Source organism: Ruegeria sp. CDSB113, from assembly GCF_059611045.1.
The window spans coordinates 104,306-126,292 of sequence record NZ_JBXWOU010000003.1; the positions used below are offsets into that span (position 1 = coordinate 104,306).

The 21,987-nt window shown below is 54.8% G+C and carries 20 protein-coding genes; 10 read left to right on the plus strand and 10 right to left on the minus strand.

All coding sequences use genetic code 11. The features are described 5' to 3' along the window. The first annotated feature begins 47 nt into the window (after window positions 1-47). Genes AC2FIS_RS07320 through AC2FIS_RS07335 form a run of 4 tightly spaced genes read left to right on the plus strand, consistent with a single transcriptional unit; the run spans window position 48 to window position 3,749 of the window. On the plus strand, window positions 48-1,004 hold the full coding sequence (locus AC2FIS_RS07320; RefSeq protein ID WP_109311132.1) for a branched-chain amino acid ABC transporter permease: 957 nt from the start codon (window positions 48-50) through the stop codon (window positions 1,002-1,004). Next, window positions 1,001-2,287, plus strand: coding sequence for a branched-chain amino acid ABC transporter permease (locus AC2FIS_RS07325; protein ID WP_496772622.1), 1,287 nt, complete (start codon window positions 1,001-1,003; stop codon window positions 2,285-2,287). The genes AC2FIS_RS07320 and AC2FIS_RS07325 overlap by 4 nt, the downstream gene beginning before the upstream one ends. Beyond that, on the plus strand, window positions 2,284-3,048 hold the full coding sequence (locus AC2FIS_RS07330) for an ABC transporter ATP-binding protein (RefSeq protein WP_496772624.1): 765 nt from the start codon (window positions 2,284-2,286) through the stop codon (window positions 3,046-3,048). The genes AC2FIS_RS07325 and AC2FIS_RS07330 overlap by 4 nt, the downstream gene beginning before the upstream one ends. Then, window positions 3,048-3,749: an ABC transporter ATP-binding protein gene (locus tag AC2FIS_RS07335; protein WP_496772626.1), complete on the plus strand. Its 702-nt coding sequence runs from the start codon at window positions 3,048-3,050 to the stop codon at window positions 3,747-3,749. Before AC2FIS_RS07330 ends, AC2FIS_RS07335 begins: the two co-directional genes overlap by 1 nt. 111 nt (window positions 3,750-3,860) lie before the next feature. On the opposite strand, the gene AC2FIS_RS07340 is transcribed toward AC2FIS_RS07335, so the two are convergent. Next, window positions 3,861-5,300, minus strand: a complete 1,440-nt coding sequence (locus AC2FIS_RS07340; protein WP_496772627.1) for a coniferyl aldehyde dehydrogenase — start codon at window positions 5,298-5,300, stop codon at window positions 3,861-3,863. A 186-nt stretch (window positions 5,301-5,486) separates the two neighbouring features. Between AC2FIS_RS07340 and AC2FIS_RS07345 the strand changes: the two genes are divergently transcribed. Further along, on the plus strand, window positions 5,487-5,984 hold the full coding sequence (locus AC2FIS_RS07345; protein ID WP_109311127.1) for a flavin reductase family protein: 498 nt from the start codon (window positions 5,487-5,489) through the stop codon (window positions 5,982-5,984). A 120-nt stretch (window positions 5,985-6,104) separates the two neighbouring features. Next, window positions 6,105-7,655, plus strand: coding sequence for a class I adenylate-forming enzyme family protein (locus AC2FIS_RS07350; protein WP_496721473.1), 1,551 nt, complete (start codon window positions 6,105-6,107; stop codon window positions 7,653-7,655). A gap of 174 nt (window positions 7,656-7,829) precedes the next feature. On the opposite strand, the gene AC2FIS_RS07355 is transcribed toward AC2FIS_RS07350, so the two are convergent. Beyond that, a complete protein-coding gene (locus tag AC2FIS_RS07355) occupies window positions 7,830-9,017 on the minus strand; it encodes an aromatic ring-hydroxylating oxygenase subunit alpha (RefSeq protein ID WP_496772628.1) in 1,188 nt (395 codons plus the stop codon). 193 nt (window positions 9,018-9,210) lie between these two features. Here AC2FIS_RS07355 and AC2FIS_RS07360 point away from each other — a divergent pair, with 193 nt between their 5' ends. Further along, the gene (locus AC2FIS_RS07360; protein ID WP_496772629.1) at window positions 9,211-9,789 is read left to right on the plus strand and encodes a TetR/AcrR family transcriptional regulator; all 579 of its coding nucleotides are present in this window, start codon (window positions 9,211-9,213) and stop codon (window positions 9,787-9,789) included. Window positions 9,790-9,817: 28 nt separating this feature from the next. Here AC2FIS_RS07360 and AC2FIS_RS07365 read toward each other — a convergent pair whose 3' ends face one another. Together AC2FIS_RS07365 and AC2FIS_RS07370 are read right to left on the minus strand one after the other, a co-directional pair. After that, the gene (locus AC2FIS_RS07365; RefSeq protein ID WP_496772631.1) at window positions 9,818-10,729 is read right to left on the minus strand and encodes a LysR family transcriptional regulator; all 912 of its coding nucleotides are present in this window, start codon (window positions 10,727-10,729) and stop codon (window positions 9,818-9,820) included. A 108-nt stretch (window positions 10,730-10,837) separates the two neighbouring features. Next, window positions 10,838-11,974, minus strand: coding sequence for a patatin-like phospholipase family protein (locus AC2FIS_RS07370; RefSeq protein WP_496772912.1), 1,137 nt, complete (start codon window positions 11,972-11,974; stop codon window positions 10,838-10,840). 367 nt (window positions 11,975-12,341) lie between these two features. Between AC2FIS_RS07370 and AC2FIS_RS07375 the strand changes: the two genes are divergently transcribed. The 3 genes from AC2FIS_RS07375 (at window position 12,342) to AC2FIS_RS07385 (ending at window position 15,510) form a co-directional block, all read left to right on the plus strand. Next, complete coding sequence (locus tag AC2FIS_RS07375; RefSeq protein ID WP_496772632.1) at window positions 12,342-13,493, plus strand: aromatic ring-hydroxylating oxygenase subunit alpha; 1,152 nt, start codon at window positions 12,342-12,344, stop codon at window positions 13,491-13,493. Beyond that, window positions 13,490-14,365, plus strand: coding sequence for an ABC transporter six-transmembrane domain-containing protein (locus tag AC2FIS_RS07380; protein WP_496772633.1), 876 nt, complete (start codon window positions 13,490-13,492; stop codon window positions 14,363-14,365). Before AC2FIS_RS07375 ends, AC2FIS_RS07380 begins: the two co-directional genes overlap by 4 nt. Before the next feature lie 83 nt (window positions 14,366-14,448). Beyond that, on the plus strand, window positions 14,449-15,510 hold the full coding sequence (locus tag AC2FIS_RS07385) for a 2Fe-2S iron-sulfur cluster-binding protein (RefSeq protein WP_496772634.1): 1,062 nt from the start codon (window positions 14,449-14,451) through the stop codon (window positions 15,508-15,510). 26 nt (window positions 15,511-15,536) lie between these two features. Here the strand turns inward: AC2FIS_RS07385 and AC2FIS_RS07390 are convergent, their stop codons facing one another. The 6 genes from AC2FIS_RS07390 to AC2FIS_RS07415 all read right to left on the minus strand — a co-directional run bounded on the left by AC2FIS_RS07390 (window position 15,537) and on the right by AC2FIS_RS07415 (window position 21,963). After that, complete coding sequence (locus tag AC2FIS_RS07390; protein WP_496772635.1) at window positions 15,537-16,127, minus strand: TetR/AcrR family transcriptional regulator; 591 nt, start codon at window positions 16,125-16,127, stop codon at window positions 15,537-15,539. A gap of 198 nt (window positions 16,128-16,325) precedes the next feature. Continuing rightward, window positions 16,326-17,708 carry a DUF1501 domain-containing protein gene (locus tag AC2FIS_RS07395; protein ID WP_496772636.1) on the minus strand — a complete coding sequence of 461 codons (1,383 nt, stop codon included), beginning with the start codon at window positions 17,706-17,708 and terminating at the stop codon, window positions 16,326-16,328. Window positions 17,709-17,712: 4 nt separating this feature from the next. After that, window positions 17,713-19,485 (minus strand): DUF1800 family protein, encoded by a 1,773-nt coding sequence (locus AC2FIS_RS07400; protein WP_496772637.1) that lies wholly within the window; start codon window positions 19,483-19,485, stop codon window positions 17,713-17,715. A 166-nt stretch (window positions 19,486-19,651) separates the two neighbouring features. Beyond that, complete coding sequence (locus AC2FIS_RS07405) at window positions 19,652-20,083, minus strand: DUF2141 domain-containing protein (RefSeq protein WP_496772640.1); 432 nt, start codon at window positions 20,081-20,083, stop codon at window positions 19,652-19,654. An 18-nt stretch (window positions 20,084-20,101) separates the two neighbouring features. Next, window positions 20,102-20,374 (minus strand): hypothetical protein, encoded by a 273-nt coding sequence (locus tag AC2FIS_RS07410; protein WP_496772641.1) that lies wholly within the window; start codon window positions 20,372-20,374, stop codon window positions 20,102-20,104. A gap of 170 nt (window positions 20,375-20,544) precedes the next feature. Continuing rightward, window positions 20,545-21,963, minus strand: coding sequence for an MFS transporter (locus tag AC2FIS_RS07415; protein ID WP_496772642.1), 1,419 nt, complete (start codon window positions 21,961-21,963; stop codon window positions 20,545-20,547). Window positions 21,964-21,987: the final 24 nt, after the last annotated feature.

Here is a 21,987-nt window from a genome sequence, read left to right on the forward strand (position 1 = left end):
GGGCGGGCCGCCAGGCTACCACTCAATAAAATGCAGGGAGACACGTAATGGCGCTGTTCCTCGTGAACGTGTTGGATGGATTTGTGACTGGTTTGTTGCTGTTCATGCTATGCAGCGGTCTGACACTGATCTTTTCCATGATGGGCGTTCTGAACTTTGCTCATGCCAGTTTTTACATGCTGGGTGCTTATTTCGCCTATCAGATCAGCCTCGTCACCGGGTTCTGGGTCGGCTTGCTTGTCGCGCCATTGATTGTCGGTTTGATCGGAGCTCTGATCGAGCGATACGGGTTAAGGCGAGTTCACAAATACGGGCATGTGCCGGAACTGATCTTTACCTTTGGGCTTGCGCTGCTGATTGAAGAAACGATTCAGTTCTTCTGGGGCAAAAGCCAGCTTCCCTTCTCGGAACCTGCCGCGCTGGATTTTGCAGCTTTCGCCATCGCCGGAAATGCTTTCCCTGCCTACAAGGTTTTCATGATCGCCGTTGCAATGGGGATCTTCCTGACACTGCTATACATTCTGACCAAAACCCGTATTGGCATGACCATTCAGGCCGCGCTCAGCTATCCCGAAACCGTGCAGAACCTGGGTCATAACGTACCGTTGGTCTTTATGTGCGTGTTTGGCGTAGGAACCGCGATGGCCGGGCTGGCCGGCGTCATCGCTGGTCCGGTTCTGGGCGTTTTCCCTGGTATGGCCTTGCAGCTGGGTTCGATCGTTTTTGTGACCATTGTGATCGGTGGTCTGGGTTCCCTTTGGGGCGCCTTGGTTGCATCCCTGATTATCGGCTGGCTTCAGACCTTTGCCACCGCCTATGACGTAACGGCTGAACAGGTGCTGACCGCGATCGGCTTTACCAAGCCAGAGATGATCTGGGATCATCCGCTGCAGGACCTTTGGACACTGACGCTGCCTCAGCTTGGCCCGATCTTGCCTTACCTGTTGATGATCATCGTTCTTGTTCTGCGCCCGCAAGGTCTTATGGGGAACCGTGAATCATGAGTATCGCTAGTAAGACGCCTTTAACTGCGGGCACTACGCGGCTGATATCGCTATCAAACGTGATGCCCTGGGCTTTTGCCGCTTTGTTCCTGTTGTGCCTGCCATTTGTGTTCCAATCCAGTTCGGCGCTGACGATCATGAACCAGATGGCAATCACCATCGTCTTCGCGCTGAGTTACAACATGTTGCTGGGGCAGGGCGGTATGCTGTCCTTTGGTCATGCGGTCTATATGGGTCTTGGTGGGTTCTTCGCCATGCACGTGATGAACATGGTTGAGGACGGGCTATGGTTGCCATTGCCGTTTCTGCCGATTGTCGGAGGCTTGTTCGGCATGGTCTTCGCCTTCCTGATCGGTAGTTTTTCGACCCGTCGGGCAGGCACTGTATTCGCTATGATCTCGCTTGGTGTTGGAGAGCTGATTGCCGCCTGTTCCGTCATCATCGTCGTGTTCTTTGGCGGCGAAGAAGGCATCTCGGGCGACCGGACCATGGGACCGCCAGTGTTCGGATATGAATTCCTTACACAGCAAGAGGTCTATTACCTTACGGTCGTGTGGCTTTTGGTGGCAGCACTGCTGATGTATCTGTTCTCGCGTACGCCGATCGGGAGGATCGCCAACGCGGTACGCGACAACGAAGAACGCGCCGAGTTTCTGGGGTATTCCCAGCGCAACGTTCGCTGGATTTCCTTCTGCGCCTCGGGCTTCTTTGCCGGCGTCGCCGGGTCATTGTTCGCGATCAACTTTGAAATTCTGACTGAGGAAAACTTGAACCTTGCAACGTCAGGCTCAATCCTGCTGATCACCTTCATTGGTGGTGCAGGCTTCTTTGTCGGACCGATCATCGGGGCGGTCGTGTTCACCCTGCTTCAAACGGTTCTTGGCCTGCATACCGAATTGTGGGCGCTGTATCTGGGCATATTGTTCGTGGCCTGTGTGATGTTCTTCCCGTCGGGATTTGCCGGGTTGATCGCGATGCATCGACGTCCACTTGCCCTGGGTAAACTTAAATTGCTGATCAAGCCGTATCTCAAAGTGGCAATCCCCGCGATCACAAGTGTCTTGTCCCTGGCCGCCATTTTGGAAATTCTCTTCCACAAGCGCCACGGATACGGTGGCGATCACGAGATGCACCTCTATGGCATTGCCTTTGACAGTGGTGGCTATCAGGCCGTCGCGTTTGCAACAATCATCGCCGCGATCTCTCTATTCCTTGTGTCCCGCGTTTTGCCAGAAATCCGTGAAGCCTGGGACAATGCCAACCATGCGGAGGATCGGGCATGAGCGCTCCTGCTATCGAGCTAAGAAACCTCGAGAAAAGCTTTGGTCTGGCCAAGATCATTCAGGGTGTGAACCTGCAGATCGCCAGGGGTGAACGCCACGCGGTCATTGGGCCAAACGGGGCCGGGAAATCGACCCTGTTCAACCTGATCACCGGGCGGTTCGCGCCGACCTCGGGCGGGGTGTTTCTGCACGGCGAAGATGTTACCGGATTGAAGCCCTTCGAGATCAACCGCCGTGGCCTCAGCCGATCTTTCCAGATCACCAACATATTTCCCAACATGACCGTGTTTGAAAACATTCGTTGCGGGTTGTTGTGGACAATGGGGTATCGCTATTCGTTTTGGCACATGATTGGTCGGCAGCAGGACGTGACTGAAAAGGCCGAAGAAATTCTGGCGCAGATCAATCTGACCTCGCGCCGGAATGAACTGGCGGGCACGCTGGCTTACGCCGAGCAGCGCGCGCTTGAGATCGGGATCACGATCGCAGGTGGGGCCGATATCATTCTGCTGGACGAACCCTGCGCCGGGATGAGCCATTCGGAAACCGACCTGATCGTCGACCTGATTCGTAACGTGACCGAGGATAAGACGCTATTGATTGTCGAGCACGACATGGGCGTGATTTTCGATTTGGCGGACAAGATCTCGGTCCTTGTATATGGCGAAGTGATCGAATCCGACACGCCGGACGTAGTGCGCGCATCGGCGAAAGTGAAAGAAGCCTATCTGGGCGCAAGTTTGGAAGAGGAGGCGGTGTAATGCTTCAGGTCACAGACTTGCACGCATATTACGGAAAAAGTCACATTCTTCAGGGGGTGAACCTTGAAGTGGGCGAGGGCGAAATCGTCTCGCTGCTGGGGCGCAACGGGGTTGGGCGATCAACCACCTGCAAGGCGATCATGGGCGAGGTCGCGCCACATGGGTCGATCAAGTTCCGCGGCCAGGAGATCGCTGGCCGCAAGAGCTTTGAGATTGCCAAGGCCGGGATTGGCTACGTGCCTGAAAACCGGGATATCTTTCCCGGTCTCACAACGCGCCAAAACCTGATATTGGGGCTGAAACCTGGCCAAAAGGACGGCGATGGCCGCTGGTGTATCGAGGATATGTTCGAGATGTTTCCCAACCTGCGCAATCGTGCGGATGTGGAGGCCTCGGTTATGTCGGGCGGCGAAAAGCAAATGCTGACGATCTGCCGCGCCTTGATGGGCAACCCCGATTTCATCATGATCGACGAGCCGACCGAAGGTCTGGCCCCGAAGATTGTTGAGCAAGTGGGGGATATGCTGCTGCAAATTGCCGAACGTGGCGTCTCGATCCTGTTGGTCGAGCAAAAGCTGACCATCGCTTTGCGTGTGACCAACCGGGTTTACGTCATGGGTCACGGGCACATGGTTTACGAAGGCACCCCGCAGGCATTGCGCGAAAATGACGAAATCCGGAAGGAATGGCTGGAGGTCTGAGGCATCGCTGCAGGCATTTCGCTATAGCTAGCCGTGTTGTCAGCTATGCCGCAAAAAGATTGAAGGGAGCCCCGTATATGCGGAGTTCCCTTCTTTTGTTGGTGCACCAGATTATTTTTTCAGGAACGGTGCCATTGTCTTAAAGAACTTCTCGCCATAGGGCGGGCGAAGAGCCTTGAAGACGCCGTCCATGTTGATCTGCTTGAAAATAGCCTTTGCGTGGCTGAATCGTTTGAAGCCGTGCAGGCCGTGATAAGCGCCCATGCCACTATTTCCGACGCCGCCAAAGGGTAGGGTGTTCTGGGTCGAATGCATGATGGTCTCGTTGATGCACGCTCCGCCGGAAATGGTGCTTTCCATCACCTGCTCCTGCTCGCCCGCGTCCTTGGCAAATACGTAAGCCGCCAGAGGGCGCGGACGGGTGTTGGCAAAGCTAATGGCCTGATCCAACGAGTCGTAAGGCAGGATGGGCAGGATCGGCCCAAAGATTTCATCCTGCATGACGTCCAGCGCCGGATCGGCGTCGACGATCAATGTCGGAGGCAGAATTTTCTCATTTGTTGCTGAGAGATCTTCGTTGGCGGGATTGACCTGAACGACTCGCGCCCCTGCCGAGCGTGCCTGCTCCACAAGGCCCTTGAGCCGGTCGAATTGGCGGTCGGTCACGATATGGGTGACATCCGGGTTGCCGGACAGGGTCGGGAAGGCCTCGGCAAGTTTTGCCGCAAGCTGGGTGGCGAATTCTTCCATCTTTGCGCGTGGGACCAAGACATAGTCCGGTGCCAGGCAAACCTGACCCGCATTGAATCCTTTGCCCGCGGCGATCCGGGCGACCGCAAGGTTCATATCTGCGCTGGGGGCGATGATGGCTGGGTTCTTGCCGCCAAGTTCCAGTGTTGTGGGCACCATATGTTCAGCTGCTGCACGAAGGACGTGCGGGCCAATGGTGCTGGCACCGGTAAACAGCAGGTGGTCAAAAGGCAGGGCGGTGAACGCCTGTGCGACGTCGACGCCACCGGTTACAACCACGGCTTCGTGAGGGGCGAAGTTTGCTTCTATCAGCGATTTCAAAAGGTCGGATGTGCGGGATGTGAACTCTGACGGCTTCAGCATGACCGAGTTGCCTGCCGCAAAGGCTTCGGCCATTGGGCCAATAGCCAGATAGATCGGAAAGTTCCAGGGGCTAACAATCCCAATGACACCCAGGGGTTGATAATGGATGCGACCGCGCGCGCCCAGCAATCCCAGGGGAAACTCGACTTTTGCCTTCTCAGGGCGCATCCAGCGATCAAGGTTGTCCCGCGCGAATTTTAACTGTTTCACCGTGCCAGCGATGTCGGCCGCGATCGTCTCGTGTTGTGACCGGTTGCCAAAATCAGCCGAGATTGCGTCAATCAGGGCATCGCGATTATCCAATACCAGGTCGATTAGCCGCGCGATGCGATCCTTGCGTTCAGCCGCGTTTGGCGCGCCATGCTCTGCCTGGTGGGCTTTTTGGGTCTCCAAAAGCGTCGCGAGGCTCTCGGCGGGGTTGGGGCTATGCTGGTTCAATACGCGTCTCCTGCGGTTGGTTTTTCGGTGTGCAACCGTCGTCCTGTTGGTCTGTGTGCCCGTTCTGGTCCCTTGGTCACAAGGGTCGGGTTTCGTTTCTTTCCCGCCGGGCTGCGAAGTCTGCGTTGACATTTGTCCGGCGTTATGGAAGGTAAGTGATCGTTCACTAATTAGCAAGAGCGCAGTATGACCCTGACCACAGAAGACAGGTTCAAGACCGGCATGCAGTTGCTGGCGGCCTCAACGACCATAATCACATCAGAATTCGAAGATTCGCGCGCCGGGATGGCCGCGACGGCGGTATGTTCGTTAACTGCCGATCCGCCAGCTTTGCTGGTATGCATCAACCGAACAGCGCGAACATATGGGGTCGTGATGGACAGCCGAAAGTTTGCCGTAAACCTCATACCTGATGACATGACCGAGGTTGTCGGTGCCTTTTCGTCGAAAATGGACAAGGAACAACAGTTCCAAGCAGCCGGGACATGGATCAAAGGAGATCTGGGTCTGCCTGTTTTGAAAGAGTCCGTCGTGTCCTTTGAATGCGTGGTCGACAACTGGGCCAACACGAAGACACATGCGGTGTTCTTCGGTATGGTGAAAGAAGTTCACCTGAACCCGGAAAAATCGGCGCTTATTTATGGGCGCAAGGGATTTCACAAACTCACACCGCTGGAAGGCTGATGTAGGGTTAAAGTGAATTTTCACCTGAATCCGCACGCCTTACACCACCAAAAACCGCCACTAAAAACGACCATCACGTAACTAAAAATTTGCCGTGATGATGCCCGGGAGGAGACACCAATGCCGACGCTTGGACAGCTGATCGACCGAAACGCAGACCGCTTTGGGGATCAAGATGCTTATGTGGAACTGGACCGCCGTCGCAGTTGGCGCGAGTTGGGTCAGCGAACGGATGCGCTGGCGCATGCGTTGCGGTCGCTGGATGTCCGCAAGGGTGACAGGGTCGGCGTGATCCTACCCGACTGCATCGAGGTCGCAGAAACCATCGGCGCTTGCGCCAAGGCGGGTGCAATTCGCGTGGGTCTGAACTATCGCCTCGCCCCGCGCGAAATCGGCGCGCTGATTGACGACGCGGGCTTGGATGTTCTGATCGTGCAGGACACGAAAGTTGCAATTGCCCAAGAGGCGTTGACCTTCAGCAAGCGTCAACCGGTGCTGGTGGGTGTCGGTGCCCAGCATGCGCTGGAGCAGGATTATGAAACCTTTATCGCAGCAGCATCTGATCGCGGGGCCTTCACCCATACATCGCATGAGCAATTGATGATCTGCTACACAACCGGTTCAACCGGTTTGCCGAAAGGTGCGATCTATCCTCACGCGTTGATGATCGAGTCGATGGGTGTAATCGCTCTGACGGAAGGAGCGGGTCCGGACGATGTCTGGTTGCACGCGATGCCGGCATCGGGCGTTCCGATCATTCACCTGTTGCGTAACATGTTCCACGGCACCAAATGCGCTATTGTCGGCGAGTGGAATGCTGAAACGGCGCTTAAGCTTATTGACCGTGAGCAGGCGACGATCTGCGTTCTGGTGCCGACAATGCTGAACGACCTGCTGTCTTCCGGCCTGATTACGCAATACAATTGCTCGTCGATCCGGCAATTGGGGTATGGGTCTGCGCCAATTCCACCCGCGACAGTGCGCGATGCTCTCAAGGCTTTCGGGTGCAAGTTCTTGCAGATGTTTGGCACGACCGAGCTGATGGGCATGGGCATGATGCTGACCGCAACGGATCATGAACGCGCTTTGAAAGACGGGCACAACTGTCTGGAAAGCGCGGGTCGAGCACTTTATTACGTGGACGTGCGTGTGGTGGATGAGCGGGGCAATGACGTTCCAAACGGTGAGGCGGGCGAGCTGCTGATACACTCGCCCTATGTGATTCCGGGCTATTGGAACCAAGCGGTGGAGTATTCGGAAACCGTCCGTGATGGTTGGCTGCATACCGGGGATATTGCTGTGATCGATGCCGAGGGTTACGTACATCTCAAGGACCGGGCAAAGTTCCGCATCAAGTCCGGCGGATATAACGTGTTCCCGGTTGAGGTCGAAAACTGTCTGGCTGAGCATGATGCAATCGACGAAGTCAGTGTGTTTGGTCTGCCCGATCCGAAATGGGGGGATCGGATTCATGCCGTTGTCACTCTGAACTCTGACACCGCTGTCAGCGGCGCGGAACTGCGTGAGTACTGCCGGGGTAAGATTGCCAACTTCAAGATCCCGAAAGATATCGAGATTTGGGATGCATTGCCCAAAGGCCCGACAGGTAAAATTCAAAAACGCGAAATCATCGAGATTTGCAGTCGCGACGATCAAAGCGGCGCGGCCTGAGCGCCCTTCCTGACCGAATGCTCTTGGTCAGGAAATGAAAGGTCGAAAAACAGTGTGAGGCTTGATCGTTGAAATGCGGTCAAGCCTCGTCGTTTCAATGGCCCACCTCAAATGAAGCAGGCCATCTGGTTGGGCAAGCGACTTAGAAAAATCTCCGTCGCTTGCCTTGTGTATCTACGCCTCCATGTGGCGCAGAACCGATCTCTGAAAGTAGGTCAGCGGAGATTCAGCCCCCGGACCAGCGGCCATTTTGCCAACCACGTATTTGGGCGACATCATCGCACGCTGCATTTTCTCGACGACATACACATCTTCAGTCTGGAAGTCCTGCGTTTCCAGCGGATGCACTTTCCAGTGCGAGCTTTTGATCATGCCGGATACTTTGTCATAGCCGGGAATATCCTTGACGGAACCGCGGCTCGACATCCATGATTTTGCGGCCCAGACATAAGCATGCAACCGTGTCACACCGGCGCTTACAGGCTCCATCACGGATATCGAGAAGGACCACGGGCTTGCCACGATCAGGGTTGTCGGGAACAACATGTAGACGCCGCCATAGCCTTCTTTCTCGGCATGCGGGATTTTCTTCGCGTTCCATTTGTCCATGCGCGTTGACACGAAATTCGGAACACGCGAACGCACGGTTTCGTTCTCAGTCGAGTACCAAACCTGATTGTCGCCATAAGGGTCCCAGATGTTCTTGTCCTGAGTTGGGCCGCCCAGTGTGTTCTTGTGCAGATAGGCCAGATGGTATCCGTCGATCGCGTTCTCGAAGAACACTTTCCAGTTGCACTGCATTTCATAGGTTACAGGTTCACCGTAAGATATCAGCTCAGGGCTGGTGATGTCGTGCGGCCAGACGACATCTTCCAATCCGCTGAGCCATTCTGACAAGTCCTGATCGGATTCGGGATTGACAAAGACAATGCCCTTGAACACCGCAACCGAAGCCCTGTGCAGGCCGTTTTCTTTTTTGTTGATGTCCGGGAAACAGGCTTGCTGGTCAGGGATACCACGCAGCGCGCCATCCAGGCCAAAAGTCCACGAGTGATAGGGGCACACGATCGTCTTGCCCGCATTTCCGCAGCCGTGGTCCAGCAGTTCGGTTCCGCGATGGCGGCAAATGTTGTGGAATGCACGCAGTTCGCCGTCGTTTCCGCGGACTACGACCAGGGTAAAGTGCCCTGCCTTGGCCGTCATGTAATCGCCCGCATTAGCAACCTTTGACTCGACGCCAGCGAACACCCAGCTGCGCGAAAACAACTTTTTGTTTTCCTGTGCCAGCCATTCTTCTGATGTATAGGCTTCGGGTGGCAATTCCTGGGTGGCGACCTCTGGCATTTGGTTCGGCTGTTGCATGAATGATCTCACAAATGGCTGCTAAGTTTTCATTATTGTCAATGTTGACAGATAACCTTAAATGCGTCATATGTCAATGCAAAGTGATCGTTCACTAATTTCGACGAATGTGAAGAAATTGACCGCAAAAACAGCGGTTCATCAAGATTTCTTGGGCTCTTGTCGTGAGCCTGATGAAGGGACTGGAAACGCCATGCCGCGCCCGAGCTTAAAAACGCAACGGTCAGAAGAAATCCTTGATGCCTATATGACCTGCGTGGCCCGGTACGGGCTTGATGGCGCCACCCAAGAGCGTGTCGCGGCCGAGGCTGGCGTGAAGCGACCATTGTTGCGGCATTACCTTGGCAATCGTGACCAGATGATTGCAGCGCTAAATCAGCATGTCGCAGACGCGTTCAACGAGCTGACATTGGAGCTGGACTGTCATCTTACGCAGATCGAAACAGGCGATCAGCTCTTGGAAACCCTATTTGCCGAAGATGAAGAGATCGACCCACGGCTTGCTGCTGCGTGGCAGGGGTTGTCCGCATCAGTCGGGGACCATCCCGAGCTTGCGGAGCCGTTGCTGGAAGTTCTGGCACGTTTTGTGGCGGTTCTTGAGAAATTCCTTGCTCGCGTGTCGCCCGACGCCACGCCAGAACGGGTGAGGGCCGCGGCGCATGGCATTTCAACGATCTTCCTGTCCCTTGATTCACTGGCCGCACTTGATGCGCCGACCAATTGGCGCATGGAATTGAAACGGGCGGCTTCATTGCTGACGAAAACTTTGTGATTGCCAGGTCGGATCGCATTCGACACCGTCAGCGGGGCAGACCCTCTTCGGTTTGTGCCTGCGTAGATAGCCAGTGACGAAAGCTGCGCAGCGACGGGTCGTCCGACTTGGTATTAGGCCAAACAAGATAGTAGGCGCCCATCATCTCAACCGCGTCCGGGAAGGCTGCGATCAGTTTGCCTGTCGCGAGGTCCTGTTCGATCAAATAATTGGGCAACAACGCAACGCCAAGACCGTGAACCGCCGCTTGATTGATCGTTGTGTATTGATCGTAAATCGTTCCGGGCAACGCGTCGGGATGGCTTGTCCCCATATGATTGAACCATTCTTGCCAGGCATGGGGCCGGGTCTGGATGTGCAGCAATGGTAGTTTCAGCAGATCTCGCGGTGATGACGGCGCGCCTTTGGGCAGCAGGGATGGCGCGCAAACCGGCAATACACTTTCCACACGCAGCAGCAGCCGATCCGTGGCGGGCCAATCGGGTTCACCAAAATGCAGCGCCGCGTCGAAGGGTTCAGAGGTGAAACTGAACGGACGCAGGCGGGTCGACATGTTGATGGTTATTTCCGGGTGCATACGGGCAAATTCCGGCAATCTGGGCACCAGCCACCGCATTCCGAACGTCGGCAAAATCGCAAGGTTCAAGGTGCCACCAATAGGAGCCACGTGCAGCTTTAACGAGGCCTGAGCGATCTGGTTCAGACCTTGCCGGACCTCGGCTACATATTCCTGCGCAACCGGGGTCAGCAGCAGGCGTTTGCGATCCCGGCGGATCAGATCGACACCCAATTGGGCTTCCAGTGTTTGTAATTGCCGGCTGACGGCACTTTGGGTCAGGGCAAGCTCATCAGCGACCGCAGAAGCCGAGCCTAAACGGTCCAGCGCTTCAAGGGCGCGGAGTGATGAGATTGAGGGGAAAAGGCGGCGTGGCGTTACCATCTATGCGGTCTGCTCATGAATTGCCCCGTTATCTTGCAGTTATTTGCGCTTTGTTCAAACATCTTGTTGATTGTCTGCTTCAGTAATTGGCTGGGCCTTAAGTCCTCGTCACTGCCACTGCTGCGCATCATAGATCCACCCTTCCTTATGCTGTCCGGCCCAATAACCGATCGCAAACAGTTCGGTCATGTATTCGGGGTCGAAGGGTTCCTGCGGCTTTCTTTGAAATTCCTTGGGGATATAGGTGATGTTGGCTTGAAACCCGTCCCGGTTCGCGAGGGTCAGGATGCTTTCGATATTGCCAAGGCTTTGCGAACGGATCAGCATCTCGAACGCGCGGTTAGCCAATGCGGTTGCATTTCCGGGCAAGGGATCGAAACTCGGTTCCAGCGTTTTGTTGTGGATTAACCAAATGCGGTTTTTTTGGTTGCTCAGCCCAGCGTCCCGCAATAGCTGACGCATCTGCAAGTCGTATGGGTAGGCAAAAATCTCGCGGGTCAGACCGCCATCCACATGCAGTTCTTCGCGTTGAACTTCGCCATTGGTCACTTTGATTGTAACTGGTTGGAATACGACAGGTATCGAGACCGAGGCCAAAATTACATCCCGGATCAGCTCCCGTGCGCCCGGTGTGTCGGTTTGGGCGATAGCTCCGATGTTCCACAGCACCGGACGTTCCGCGTCGATGTTGGTGGTGCCGATCAAAAGCTGGCGGCCCAATCTGTGCTGCTCCGCGATCTCGCGGATCAGATCGTCGGTAAGTTCTTGCTTGATCGCCGCTTTCAGTGGCGTTGCTTTGGTCAGAAAACCGCGCCCAAAGACGGCACCCGAAACGTCAAATCGTACGACATCCCGGGTCGCGGTTTCAGTGTAGAACCGCTTCAGACGGCTGTCATAATCCGGACCGAGGAAAGCAAAGGGCGCAATCAGCGCGCCAGTGGAGATTCCGGTGACCAAATCAAAGGACGGGCGTGTACCCTTGTCGGTCCAGCCATTTAGAACGCCGGCCCCAAAAGCGCCGTGCTGGCCGCCGCCTGACAACGCTAGAATGTTCAGGCCTTGTCCCCTTGGAACCTGTGCCAGCGTCTTGCGCATATCCGCATTGAGGGTTGCCAGACGGTCGCGGCTATCATCCTCGAAATACCGGCTGTCCGGGGTTGTGCCAACCGGCAGAAAGGTCTCGTAATTTTCGGGCGTCGGCGTAAGTGCTGTCCGATCATAGCTGCCGGCACAGGCGGTTAGCATCAGCACGACGGCCAAATTGACGCAAATCTTTAATGAAGGCATTGGTGAATTGTCCGTCTTGAAAGTGGTGCCGCTCTGTATAATGCCAAGCATACTTTGTTGAGTGCCAAATCTCTGCAGGCGCCTTAATCCGGTTGTATCGTTAGGTCATGTGCGAGATGACACCGATCGAAACGGCGGACATCGCAAAAATGCGCTTACTCGCTTCGCTGATCTCATTCTTTAAATTGTCACCATTGACAGTTGATTGCTGTTTGCCTATCTCGTTTCAAAGCACCGTAAGATCGGGCATGTGTTAATCACTGTTGCTGAGGTCAAAACGCTTAGCTTGCCAACCGTGAAGACGACGGCCCGAGGAGGGGACAGCATGCCGCAAATGTACCATGAGTTACCTGCAGAAGCGTATACATCGCAGGAGTGGTTCGACCGTGAACAGCGAGAGATATTCTCAAAAACATGGCGTTTTGCCGGCTTTATGGAAGATTTGCCCGAGCCAGGCCATTATCTTTCGGTTCAGGCGGGATTGAACAACTTGTTTATCGTCATGGGAAGGGATCGCAGGCTGCGGGCCTTCCACAACATCTGCAGACATCGGGGCACCCAATTGATCCGCGCCGTGGGAAAGACCCAAAAAGCGCTGACTTGCCCCTATCACGACTGGACCTATGATCTTGAGGGCAACCTGATCTCGGTTCCGGATGAGCATCGCGAATATAAGTCCGTCGACAAATCCTGCCTTGGCCTGAAACCTGCTTCGGTCGATATCTGGAAGGGTATGTTGTTTGTGCATCCTGACCCGAATGCAGGGTCGATCATGAAATGGTTTGGCGACGTGGACGATAAGGTCGGACCACACGTGCCAGAAGAACTGGTGGAACACGAGGACACCTCGAACACCTATGAAATCAAGGCCAATTGGAAAATCGTCGTCGAGAATTACATCGACGTCTACCATCTGAACCACCTGCATTCGAACACGTTGCAGATGTATGACCACGCCAATGCGCAATATGGTTGGTACGGGCCGCACTACATCTTTTGGGAACCGCCGGTCGAAGAGTTCGCCAAAGATCAGAACAAAAAGCTTCAGATGCCACGGGTTGTTCCTGAAGATCAGAATGGTGCATGGGTGCCGATGCTGTTTCCAGGGGTCGGAATTGGTGCGTCAGAGGACGTGTGGAACGTCTTTATCATCACCCCCCTTGCTCCGGACAGGACGCGGATTCTGAACCGGACGCGTGTTGCCAATGCCTCGGGCTGGGAGTTTTCGAAACAGGCCACCCGGTCGGCGTCCTTCTGGAACAATTTTGGTATCAAAGGCAAATATGACGGTGATGATGCGTATGATGAAAACGATCCGATGGCTTCGGGCGATTTCACGCAAGAGGACATCTATGCCTGTGAGCAGCAACAGAAATCCCTGACCTCGCCCTATTTCGAGGTTGGTCCAGCCGCAGTTGGGGAAAGCCCCGTGGTTCAGCACCAAAGGGTCGTTCGCGATTGGTTGCAAGAAGAATGATCAACCCCGACGACCGGTTGTCGATTGCGACCTTGCTGCGGGTCTTTCGCACAAAAATCGCAACGACCTGGGGTCTGACCCTAGTTGAAACGGCGTTGTTTACCCTTCTTCCCCTATTGATCGGCTATTCGATCGATGGTCTGTCGAATGGGGACTATACGTCGTTCATCCATTTCGGTGTTGCGATGGCGGCGCTGCTGGTGGTGTCGACGTTGCGGCGTATTTACGACACGCGGGCCTATGGCACGATCCGCGTCGAAATGGGAAAGGCGCAGGCCGAGCGAGATGCGGGGCGCGAGGTCTCGGTGCTGAATGCGCGTGTTCTGATGGCGCGCGAGCTGGTTGATTTTCTGGAAAATGAGGCCCCTGAATCGATGGGTGCAGTCGTGCAGGTTCTGGTCTCGGTCGGTATTCTGCTGTCCTTTCACGGGGCACTTGCCACCGCGGCAGGGGCCGCTGCGGTGATTATCATGATCATCTTTACCTTGTTTTCGCGTCGCTTTTTTCGCCTGAATGGGCTGTTGAACCACCAGTCAGAAAGACAGGTTACTGCGTTGCAAAGCATGGATCTGAAAAAGATCGGCCAACACTTGTTTCGATTGCGCAGGCATGAGGTTCGGTTGTCGGATTCCGAGGCTCTTGTCTACGCTGCGATTTTTGCTGTCTTGCTCAGCATGCTGGCCTTCAATCTGTGGTTTGCAGCGACGCAAAGCGGGGCGACGGCAGGGCAAATCTTCTCGGTTGTCACCTATTCGTTCGAGTTTGTGCAATCGGTCGTGGTTTTGCCGATGGTCCTGCAAAGCCTCGCGCGCTTGTCTGAGATCACCGAGCGGATCAACGCACCGGCATTGAAACAGGGTGCCAATGCTTAATCCGTTCAATTCAAACACTCGGCCCATATCGGGTATCATCACACATCCTGCCCATTCGCATGGCACGAATTTCGGAGGCTCAAATGACCAGAGATTTTCACCCGCTTGAGGTGCTTGAAACGCGCAATGAGATTGGTGGGCAAGCCAAATCCGTCATGTTCGACTTGCCGCCACATCTGGCCCAAGACTTTGCCTGGCGTGCCGGTCAGCACCTGACCCTTCGCTTTTGGATCAAAGGTGAAGAGGTGCGCAGAAGCTATTCGATCTCGTCTTCGCCCGTTTCAGGGGATCCGCTGCGTATTACCGTCAAACGGGTGAAAAAGGGGCTCGTCAGCAACCATATTAACGACACAGTTCAAAAGGGTGATGTGATCGACGTCATGCCGCCATTCGGCAGTTTTTGTCTGGATACAGACCCGGAGGAACGGCGCACACACTATTTCTTTGGGGCGGGCAGTGGTATCACCCCGTTGCATTCCATGCTTCAGTCCGTGCTTTTGGCCGAACCGTGGTCGGTTGCGCATCTGGCCTATGGCAATGCAAACGCAGACAGTATCCTGTTCAAAGATGAGTTTGCCGAATACCAACAGACGTTTCCGGAACGCCTGACGGTGCATCACCTTCTGTCCAAGCCTTCAATGTGGTCCAGTTTCGCCTATTGGCGCAGGGGTGTCATCGACAAGGATGCGATCGAGGCACTGATCACGGAAAATCCGCCTTATGCCCAGAATGCCCAGTACTATATCTGTGGTCCCGGCGGGATGAACAAAGCGGTCAAAGACGCTCTTATGTCTCTGGACGTGCCCGCCGGTCGGATACACATGGAAAGCTACGGCGGCGCGCAAGACACCGATGACAGTATCAAGGGCGTTGATGCCGTTGTGGACATAACACTGAACGGACAGCGACAATCGGTTCAGATGGCATCTGGTCAGACGATCTTGCAGGCTGCACAACACGCGGGGTTGGAGCCGCCATATTCCTGCCAGTCTGGGGTCTGTGGAGCGTGCCGGTGTCAGGTGAAAAAAGGCGCGGTTCATATGCGGGCGCGAACCGCTTTGGATGATAATGAGATCGCGAAAGGTGCCGTCCTGTCCTGTCAGGCGGTTGCCACGACGGACAAGCTTGCGGTCAGTTACGATTAACCCGGCCATCGGCCGGGCCGTCACCGTCAGGTTTTGTCTTCCAGTGTTTCAGCCAATTTCAGCGCAGCGAAATAGGACGAATAACCCCATGTTTTCGGCGGTTTGAGCGGAATGAATGCATCCGTGGTGATAAACAGGTTTACGATTCCGTGGGCGACGATCTCACAGGCTTGTTTGTCGGCTTTCGGGTGCGACGCAAGAACGATATCTATAGCGACCTTATAAAAGGCCTCCATCGATTCCAGCAGCGGCTTGCGAAGTTCTGGGTAGATCTCAATCGAGTTGACGAGGGCCTGGTAACAAATGTTAGTCCGCGGATCCATGTCGCCGTCTGAGTTAAACAAGGCTTCGATCAGATTACGGACACCGGGGTGACCGGCCAGTGAGGCGCGCAATGTATCACTCTGTCTGTTAAATGTTTCGACGACATGCTCACCTAGCGCCAGAACCATGGCTTTGCGGTTGCCAAGGTGATGACGGATCAGCGGACGCTTCAACCCGGCCTGCGCCGCGATATGTTCAAGCGTGGCACCTTCGACACCATACAGTACGACGCACGACATAAAGGCATCGAGGACTTCTTTTTTACGTTGATCTTGTACCGAGGGTCGACCCATGCGATTACCCTTACACAGAAACGGAATTTTAGAGATATCTTAGTTTAAATTGACTGTCAAGACTGACAGTCAATTTAAATCCAGAGTGTCTACCGCTCTTTAACGTTTTCTGAACTATTGCCCATCGTTCCAGACGACAATCTGACGCAAGCTATGTTCAAGCTTCCTGGTGGGCCGAAGTGTTTGGGGGTGGTGGGTCTAGGTGAAAAGCCCAAGCCTTTCTCCGCCCGCCACATCCGCAAATCTGTTGAGATTTGGGAACAGCGTGTTCAGTGCCGCAGGTTGCACACCAAACCAAAGGGACAGGTCAGCATAAAGTTGATCGGTCGAGGTCGTTGGGATCAAAACACCGTCGCCCACATCAAGCGCGTTGTCGCTGGCCAGGCCAAGTTCGGGGTAATCCCCCAGAATCTGCCCGCCTTTAACAGCATTGCCCATAACCAGGGTATTGCCGCCCCAACCATGATCCGTACCGTTGCCATTCGACGTCAGCGTTCGGCCGAAATCTGATCCGGTGAACGTCACGACACGATCAGCTAACCCCATGTCGTCAAGTGTTGCCTGAAATGCACCGAGGGCTTCGGACAGCACGCGCAGCATACGGGCATGGTTCGCCAACAGCTCATCATGATGGTCCCAACCGATATAGCGCACAAAGAACGTTTGCTGCTCGTGACCCAGCCGGTCCGAGGCGGCAATCGTTTTGGCGACCATACGCAATTGCTGCGCTAGGTCCGAGGATGGGAAGGACCGGGGTATCTTGATCCCACGGGTCGCGGATTTGAACGTCTCGTGTTTGGACTGCGCGTCACGGGTCAGGTTCAGATATGTCTCGCGGAAGGGATCGCCGTTTTGATCGGCGTTCATCATTCGGTTGAAACTGTCCAAAAGCAGGTCGTTGAGCGGGCTTTTCTCTTCTTTCACGTACAGACCGACGCTGCCCTTGTCTGTGATTGCATATGGCAAGTCGATCTTGCCGTTCTGCGCAATGTTGTTTCCGGCCAAAGAGATGTTCATGCCGATCTCGTGCGCCGATTTTGAGGGCTGTAGGTCGTCGGCAAAGAACCCGAACCATCCGTCGTTCACACGCAGATCCGGACGCGAGGTTTGCCAGTGTTTGAACTGGTCCGCGTGGCTCAACAGCCCCAGGGGGAGTGCGGCCGAGCCGTCATAGAACTGCTCTTTCCGGACCTGTTCGACCAAGGGCCCAACATTGGCGACAAAAGAGAGGCGCCTTTGATCGAACAGCTCGGCCATTTCGGGCATCGACGGGTGCAGGCCAAAGCTGCGGCCCATCCGATCTTTGGGCGTATCCAAGTCCAGCAGCTCACCTCGCGATAGGGCAAGATTGGCCCGCGTTTCCGAGTATTGGCTGTGCGCGATTTTATCCTTTGGTACCAGCATGTTGAAGCTGTCATTTCCGCCATCCAACATAACAAAAACAAGCGCCCTGCGGGCGGGCTTTATCATTCCCGACCCAGCCTGCGCCAAACCGGGCAGGGCGGCACCCATCATTGCGCCAGTTGCGGCAACACCGGTCGAGGCCAAAAACTGCCGTCGCGTAAAGGATTTTGTCAGCATGGGCTCAGGCCTCCTGCACGGTGAATTCTGGGGAAACGGCAATCATGAAGGCGATGGTCTGCACCACCCATTCGGGATTGTCCGCATACTGCACATAGGCCTGTTTGATCCTTTTGCGCACTTCGGCATCAGTCCGACCGGTCAATAGGACCGAAATCCGATCTATCAGCTCATCATGACGGCCTCGGTTCTTTGCGACTTTGATCTCTTCGCTCAAGTCGAAGCGCAGCGCGTTCTTAGAATTGGCCCATAGTGTATCGGGGTCAAACTCCATTACCATCATCTGCTCGGGACCCGCGCCGATCTGGGTCGAGACCAGCGGGAGATAGCCGCCAAAGAACCAGTAGTAGATGTTGTTGACGTAAGCGACCGAGGTCGCGGCCGTGTGCAGCTCGAACTCGGGCGCGCGAAGGCCCATTTTCTGCAATGCGCCATGCGGGGTGAAATCGGGTTTGTAGAAATTGAACACCGTGGGCGCGGACAGCGGATGCATCTGCAGCGCCTCTTGAATGTCATCACCCAGCAGCCACAGCTTGCCGGTTTGGTTATGTGCTCCAAACGCAAGCAGAATCTGCGTGACGCGATGCAAGGGCGATTTCAGCTTTTGGGATTGTACTATCTTTGTCGGGGATTTGTATGCCGAAGGCAGACGTTTGGCGGCAACCTCATTGGCCAATGGGTAAGTCAGGATTGTGCGAACCGCGCTTTTCAGATCTCCGTTTGGACCAAATGCCCGGGACACCGCTTCGACATAGGCGGGCGAGGGATTGGAGGTGACCAGTCGGTTGATCAGATGGGTTGCGATGAACGGCGCGGTCGTAGGGTGGGCAACCAATTGGTCGATGGTCGAACGAATTTCTTTTAGGCCGGGCTGATTGCCGGGCAGGGTCAGACGACCGTTCAACAGGGATTTTGCGCCACGGTCGTGAAAGGCTTCTTCCACGATCATCGGTTTTGTGGCGTCGATGAAGGGCACTGTCTTATAGGTATTTTCGACCCCGTCATCAAACTGAACGGGATAGCCGTTATAGCTGCTTTCCCAGAACGACGTGTTCCATTCGTATTGATAGGCTGCGGGCAACAGGCCGGTGAAGACCCGAGCCAGTTCCTTGATGTCGCGATTGTCATACGTCGGGATCGGATCCCCACTGGCATCCAGTTTTTCCGTGCCATCGGGGTTCAGCTCGAACAAGCCAATCGAAAACAGCTGCATGATCTCACGCGCATAGTTTTCATCCGGATGGATGTTCTTGGCCTCATTCGCCTTTTGATTGGTCATATGCGACAGGTAGATACCCATCATCGGGTGGATCGACACATCGTACAGAAGGTCTGAATAACTGCCGAACGCGTGCTTATAGAGCAGGTCATAGTAATTCGCCATCCCGATGGCATCCAGCTCCAGCGATGACGCGTCCGAGATGACCAGGATCTCGGACAGTGCCTGCGCAACACGCTGGCGCAGCAGGTCGTCGCGTTGCGTCAGGGTGTGGTTCCACCACGCCATGTGGAAATACCATTTATAGGGCAGGGCGGGGTTGTTGCCGTCGCCGTTGATTGCCCATTCGCCATGCGCGCGCTTCAGGCGCTTTCGGAAGCTCTTCCAAATCTTGCGAGTGGATTTTTCGAACGGTCCTTTGTTTCCGATTGAGGTGTTCAGCTGATCATCCAACCAGCGCTCCGGGCCGGTCTTGCTAACCTGATGCAGTAACCTCTGATCGGCCCCAAGCGTGGCCTGCATCAAGAATCGACTGGTGTCTTGCAGGGATGACTTCATGGTGGATGGCGGTCCTTTAGATCTGACGACAGCGGCTGCGATTTCAATATACTGTCATATACGACAAAATAAAACTTAGCCCCGCTGTTTCAACCCGAAGAATCCGATATCCGCAAAAAAAAAGCCCCGTTTCCGGGGCAGTTGGGGTTAAATTTGTAGGGTATCTTTAGTTTGCGTAATTCATTTTCAAACCAAGCGATGAGGTATTGCCATCGTATTCGATCGCCGCGTCTTCGAACGCCGGCAACGATCTGACGCCTGCGCCCTTGGAATATGCCCAACCTTCTTGCGGGATCGGCCCTTTCATCTCGAACTGGCCGTTGTCGTTCTGGTCATGGTGTATCATGATCGCAAGCTGTCCGGGTTTCTGGTTCTCGAGCGTCCCGGAAACTGTGCTACCTGAGGCCGGGATCTTCGCGTAGCCCACGATTTTGGCCATCTGGCTTTGGTCGAACGCGGTCTTATCGTCAAAGGCCAGGACGTGAATGACGCCCCCGCGTCCGGCGTCGACACCAGTAATATCGATCTGTATGTCTCCGGCCGCAGCCTGAGAGGCCGCCAGAGCCATAAGGCCAGCGAAGAATGCAGTCTTGGTCATTGAGTTTCTCCTGAACAGTTAACCAATGTAAATTCCGAACAGACGCCATGCGAGATCCTGCACGACGTAAAGCAGCCCGAAGGCGAACCACATGATCGTGATGGCGTAGAAAAGCGGCGGGTTTTCCCTGCTGTCGATTGTTTCGACCAAAAAGGCCTGGCCAGTCATGAAGGATGAGGCGGCCCACCACATGAACAGCAACCCCCAGATCGCGTAGACCTGAAACCATGTTGCCAACAGCAAACATAAGAAGATGATCCAGGAAAAGGGGTGAGATTTGAGGTATTGCATTGAACTTCTCTATCTATTTTCGGGGTTTGTGCCCGCATCAAAGTGGGCACGACGAAGGGTTACCTATGCCTCACAAAACTGCGTGGCTTTGAAGGGGTTGTGTAACATTCTGGCTTGCCGCCATTGCAGATCAGTTGAAGTTCCGTCCACGCGGGCGACGCGCCAGCTGTTTAGTCATGGATTGCCTGAAGCTGGTCGAATTGCGCCTTGTCCAACCGGTAGAACATCAGGGCAACAATCGAGGCCATGTATATGAAGAGGCTAAGGCAGGCATAGTTCCATCCTAGTGCACGGGTGACCTCTGGGGTCAGGTTCGATTGATCTGGCGCTTCCGGAAAGCCAACATATGCCAGAAACATTCCAGAGATCGCTAACCCGCCAGCCGTCCCCGCCTTAAGCACGAATGTGATGACCGATGTGATAATTCCTTCGTTCTGGAAACCGTTCTGGCTGATACCCAATTCGACGACGTCGGCCGTCATCGACGTCAGCAAAGACGTGGTCCAGACAATCAGGATGATTTGCAGAATGCCGTGAACAAACAGCAACCAAATCAAAAGCTCGGTGCCATTTGCAGGGAAGAACCCGATTTCACGCAGCACGTAAGGGGCAACACCCACAACTGCCGAGAGGATCGACAGGTAGATCGCGCTCGACTTTTTGTCGCCGGATCGTGCGATGGGTTTCAGGGTTACGCCCGCTATCAAAGCGCCGATCAGGTTGGCCATCAGGATCAGAGCTATTTGGTCGTTGTTCAGCTCCCAGAAGAACGAGGTCAGGTAGGTCCACAAAGCTGCTCCGATCCCGGCGCCCACAGCGAAAATGGCCGAGCTTACAAATATGGCAAGTAATGCGGGCAGCTTGAACGCCGCGAAAAACTGTCTGAAGAACCCTGAGATGCTGTAAGTCGCCACATGCGAAATATCCAGCATTCTATTCTGCCATTTGCGCGTGCCCAATGCGGTGACAGTGATAGCCAGCGCTATGAGGATTGCGCCGACAAGGCCTGCTTCCTGATAGCCGGCTTGGTTGAGGATTCCGTAAGGCATCGTGTCAGTCGGAACCAACCAGATCACATACATCGCGATGACCATGATCTGACCGGCAATCCAAGTGACCGAGACCTTGAGGCCAGACAACATGGTTCGTCCGCCATAGTCCTTGGTCAACTCTGGCACCATCGCGTTGTGTGGTACATCAAACAACGTCATCGCCGTCCGCAGAAGGATCGTTGTGATCAGCAGGAACCAGAATAGCTGGGTCTCTGAGGTCAGTGCTGCAGGTGGGTTCCAAATTAACCAGAAAAGGAGCGCGACAGGTATGATCGCCGCGTAAATGAACGGGTGGCGCTTGCCGGCACGAGAACGCGTGTTATCCGACAAGTAACCGACAACAGGATCGGACACAGCGTCGAACATCAGAGCAATGAAAAGGGCAAACCCCACCGTCTCAGCTGGAAGGCCGATGACCAGATTGTAGTAGATAAGCAGGAAGAAGCTAAGACCGTTCGACAAGATGCCGTTGGCAATGCCGCCTGCCCCGTAAAACAGCTGCATGCTGACCGGTGGGCTTTCAGTACTGGTATTCATTTTTCCTCCGGATCTTCTTGCAGC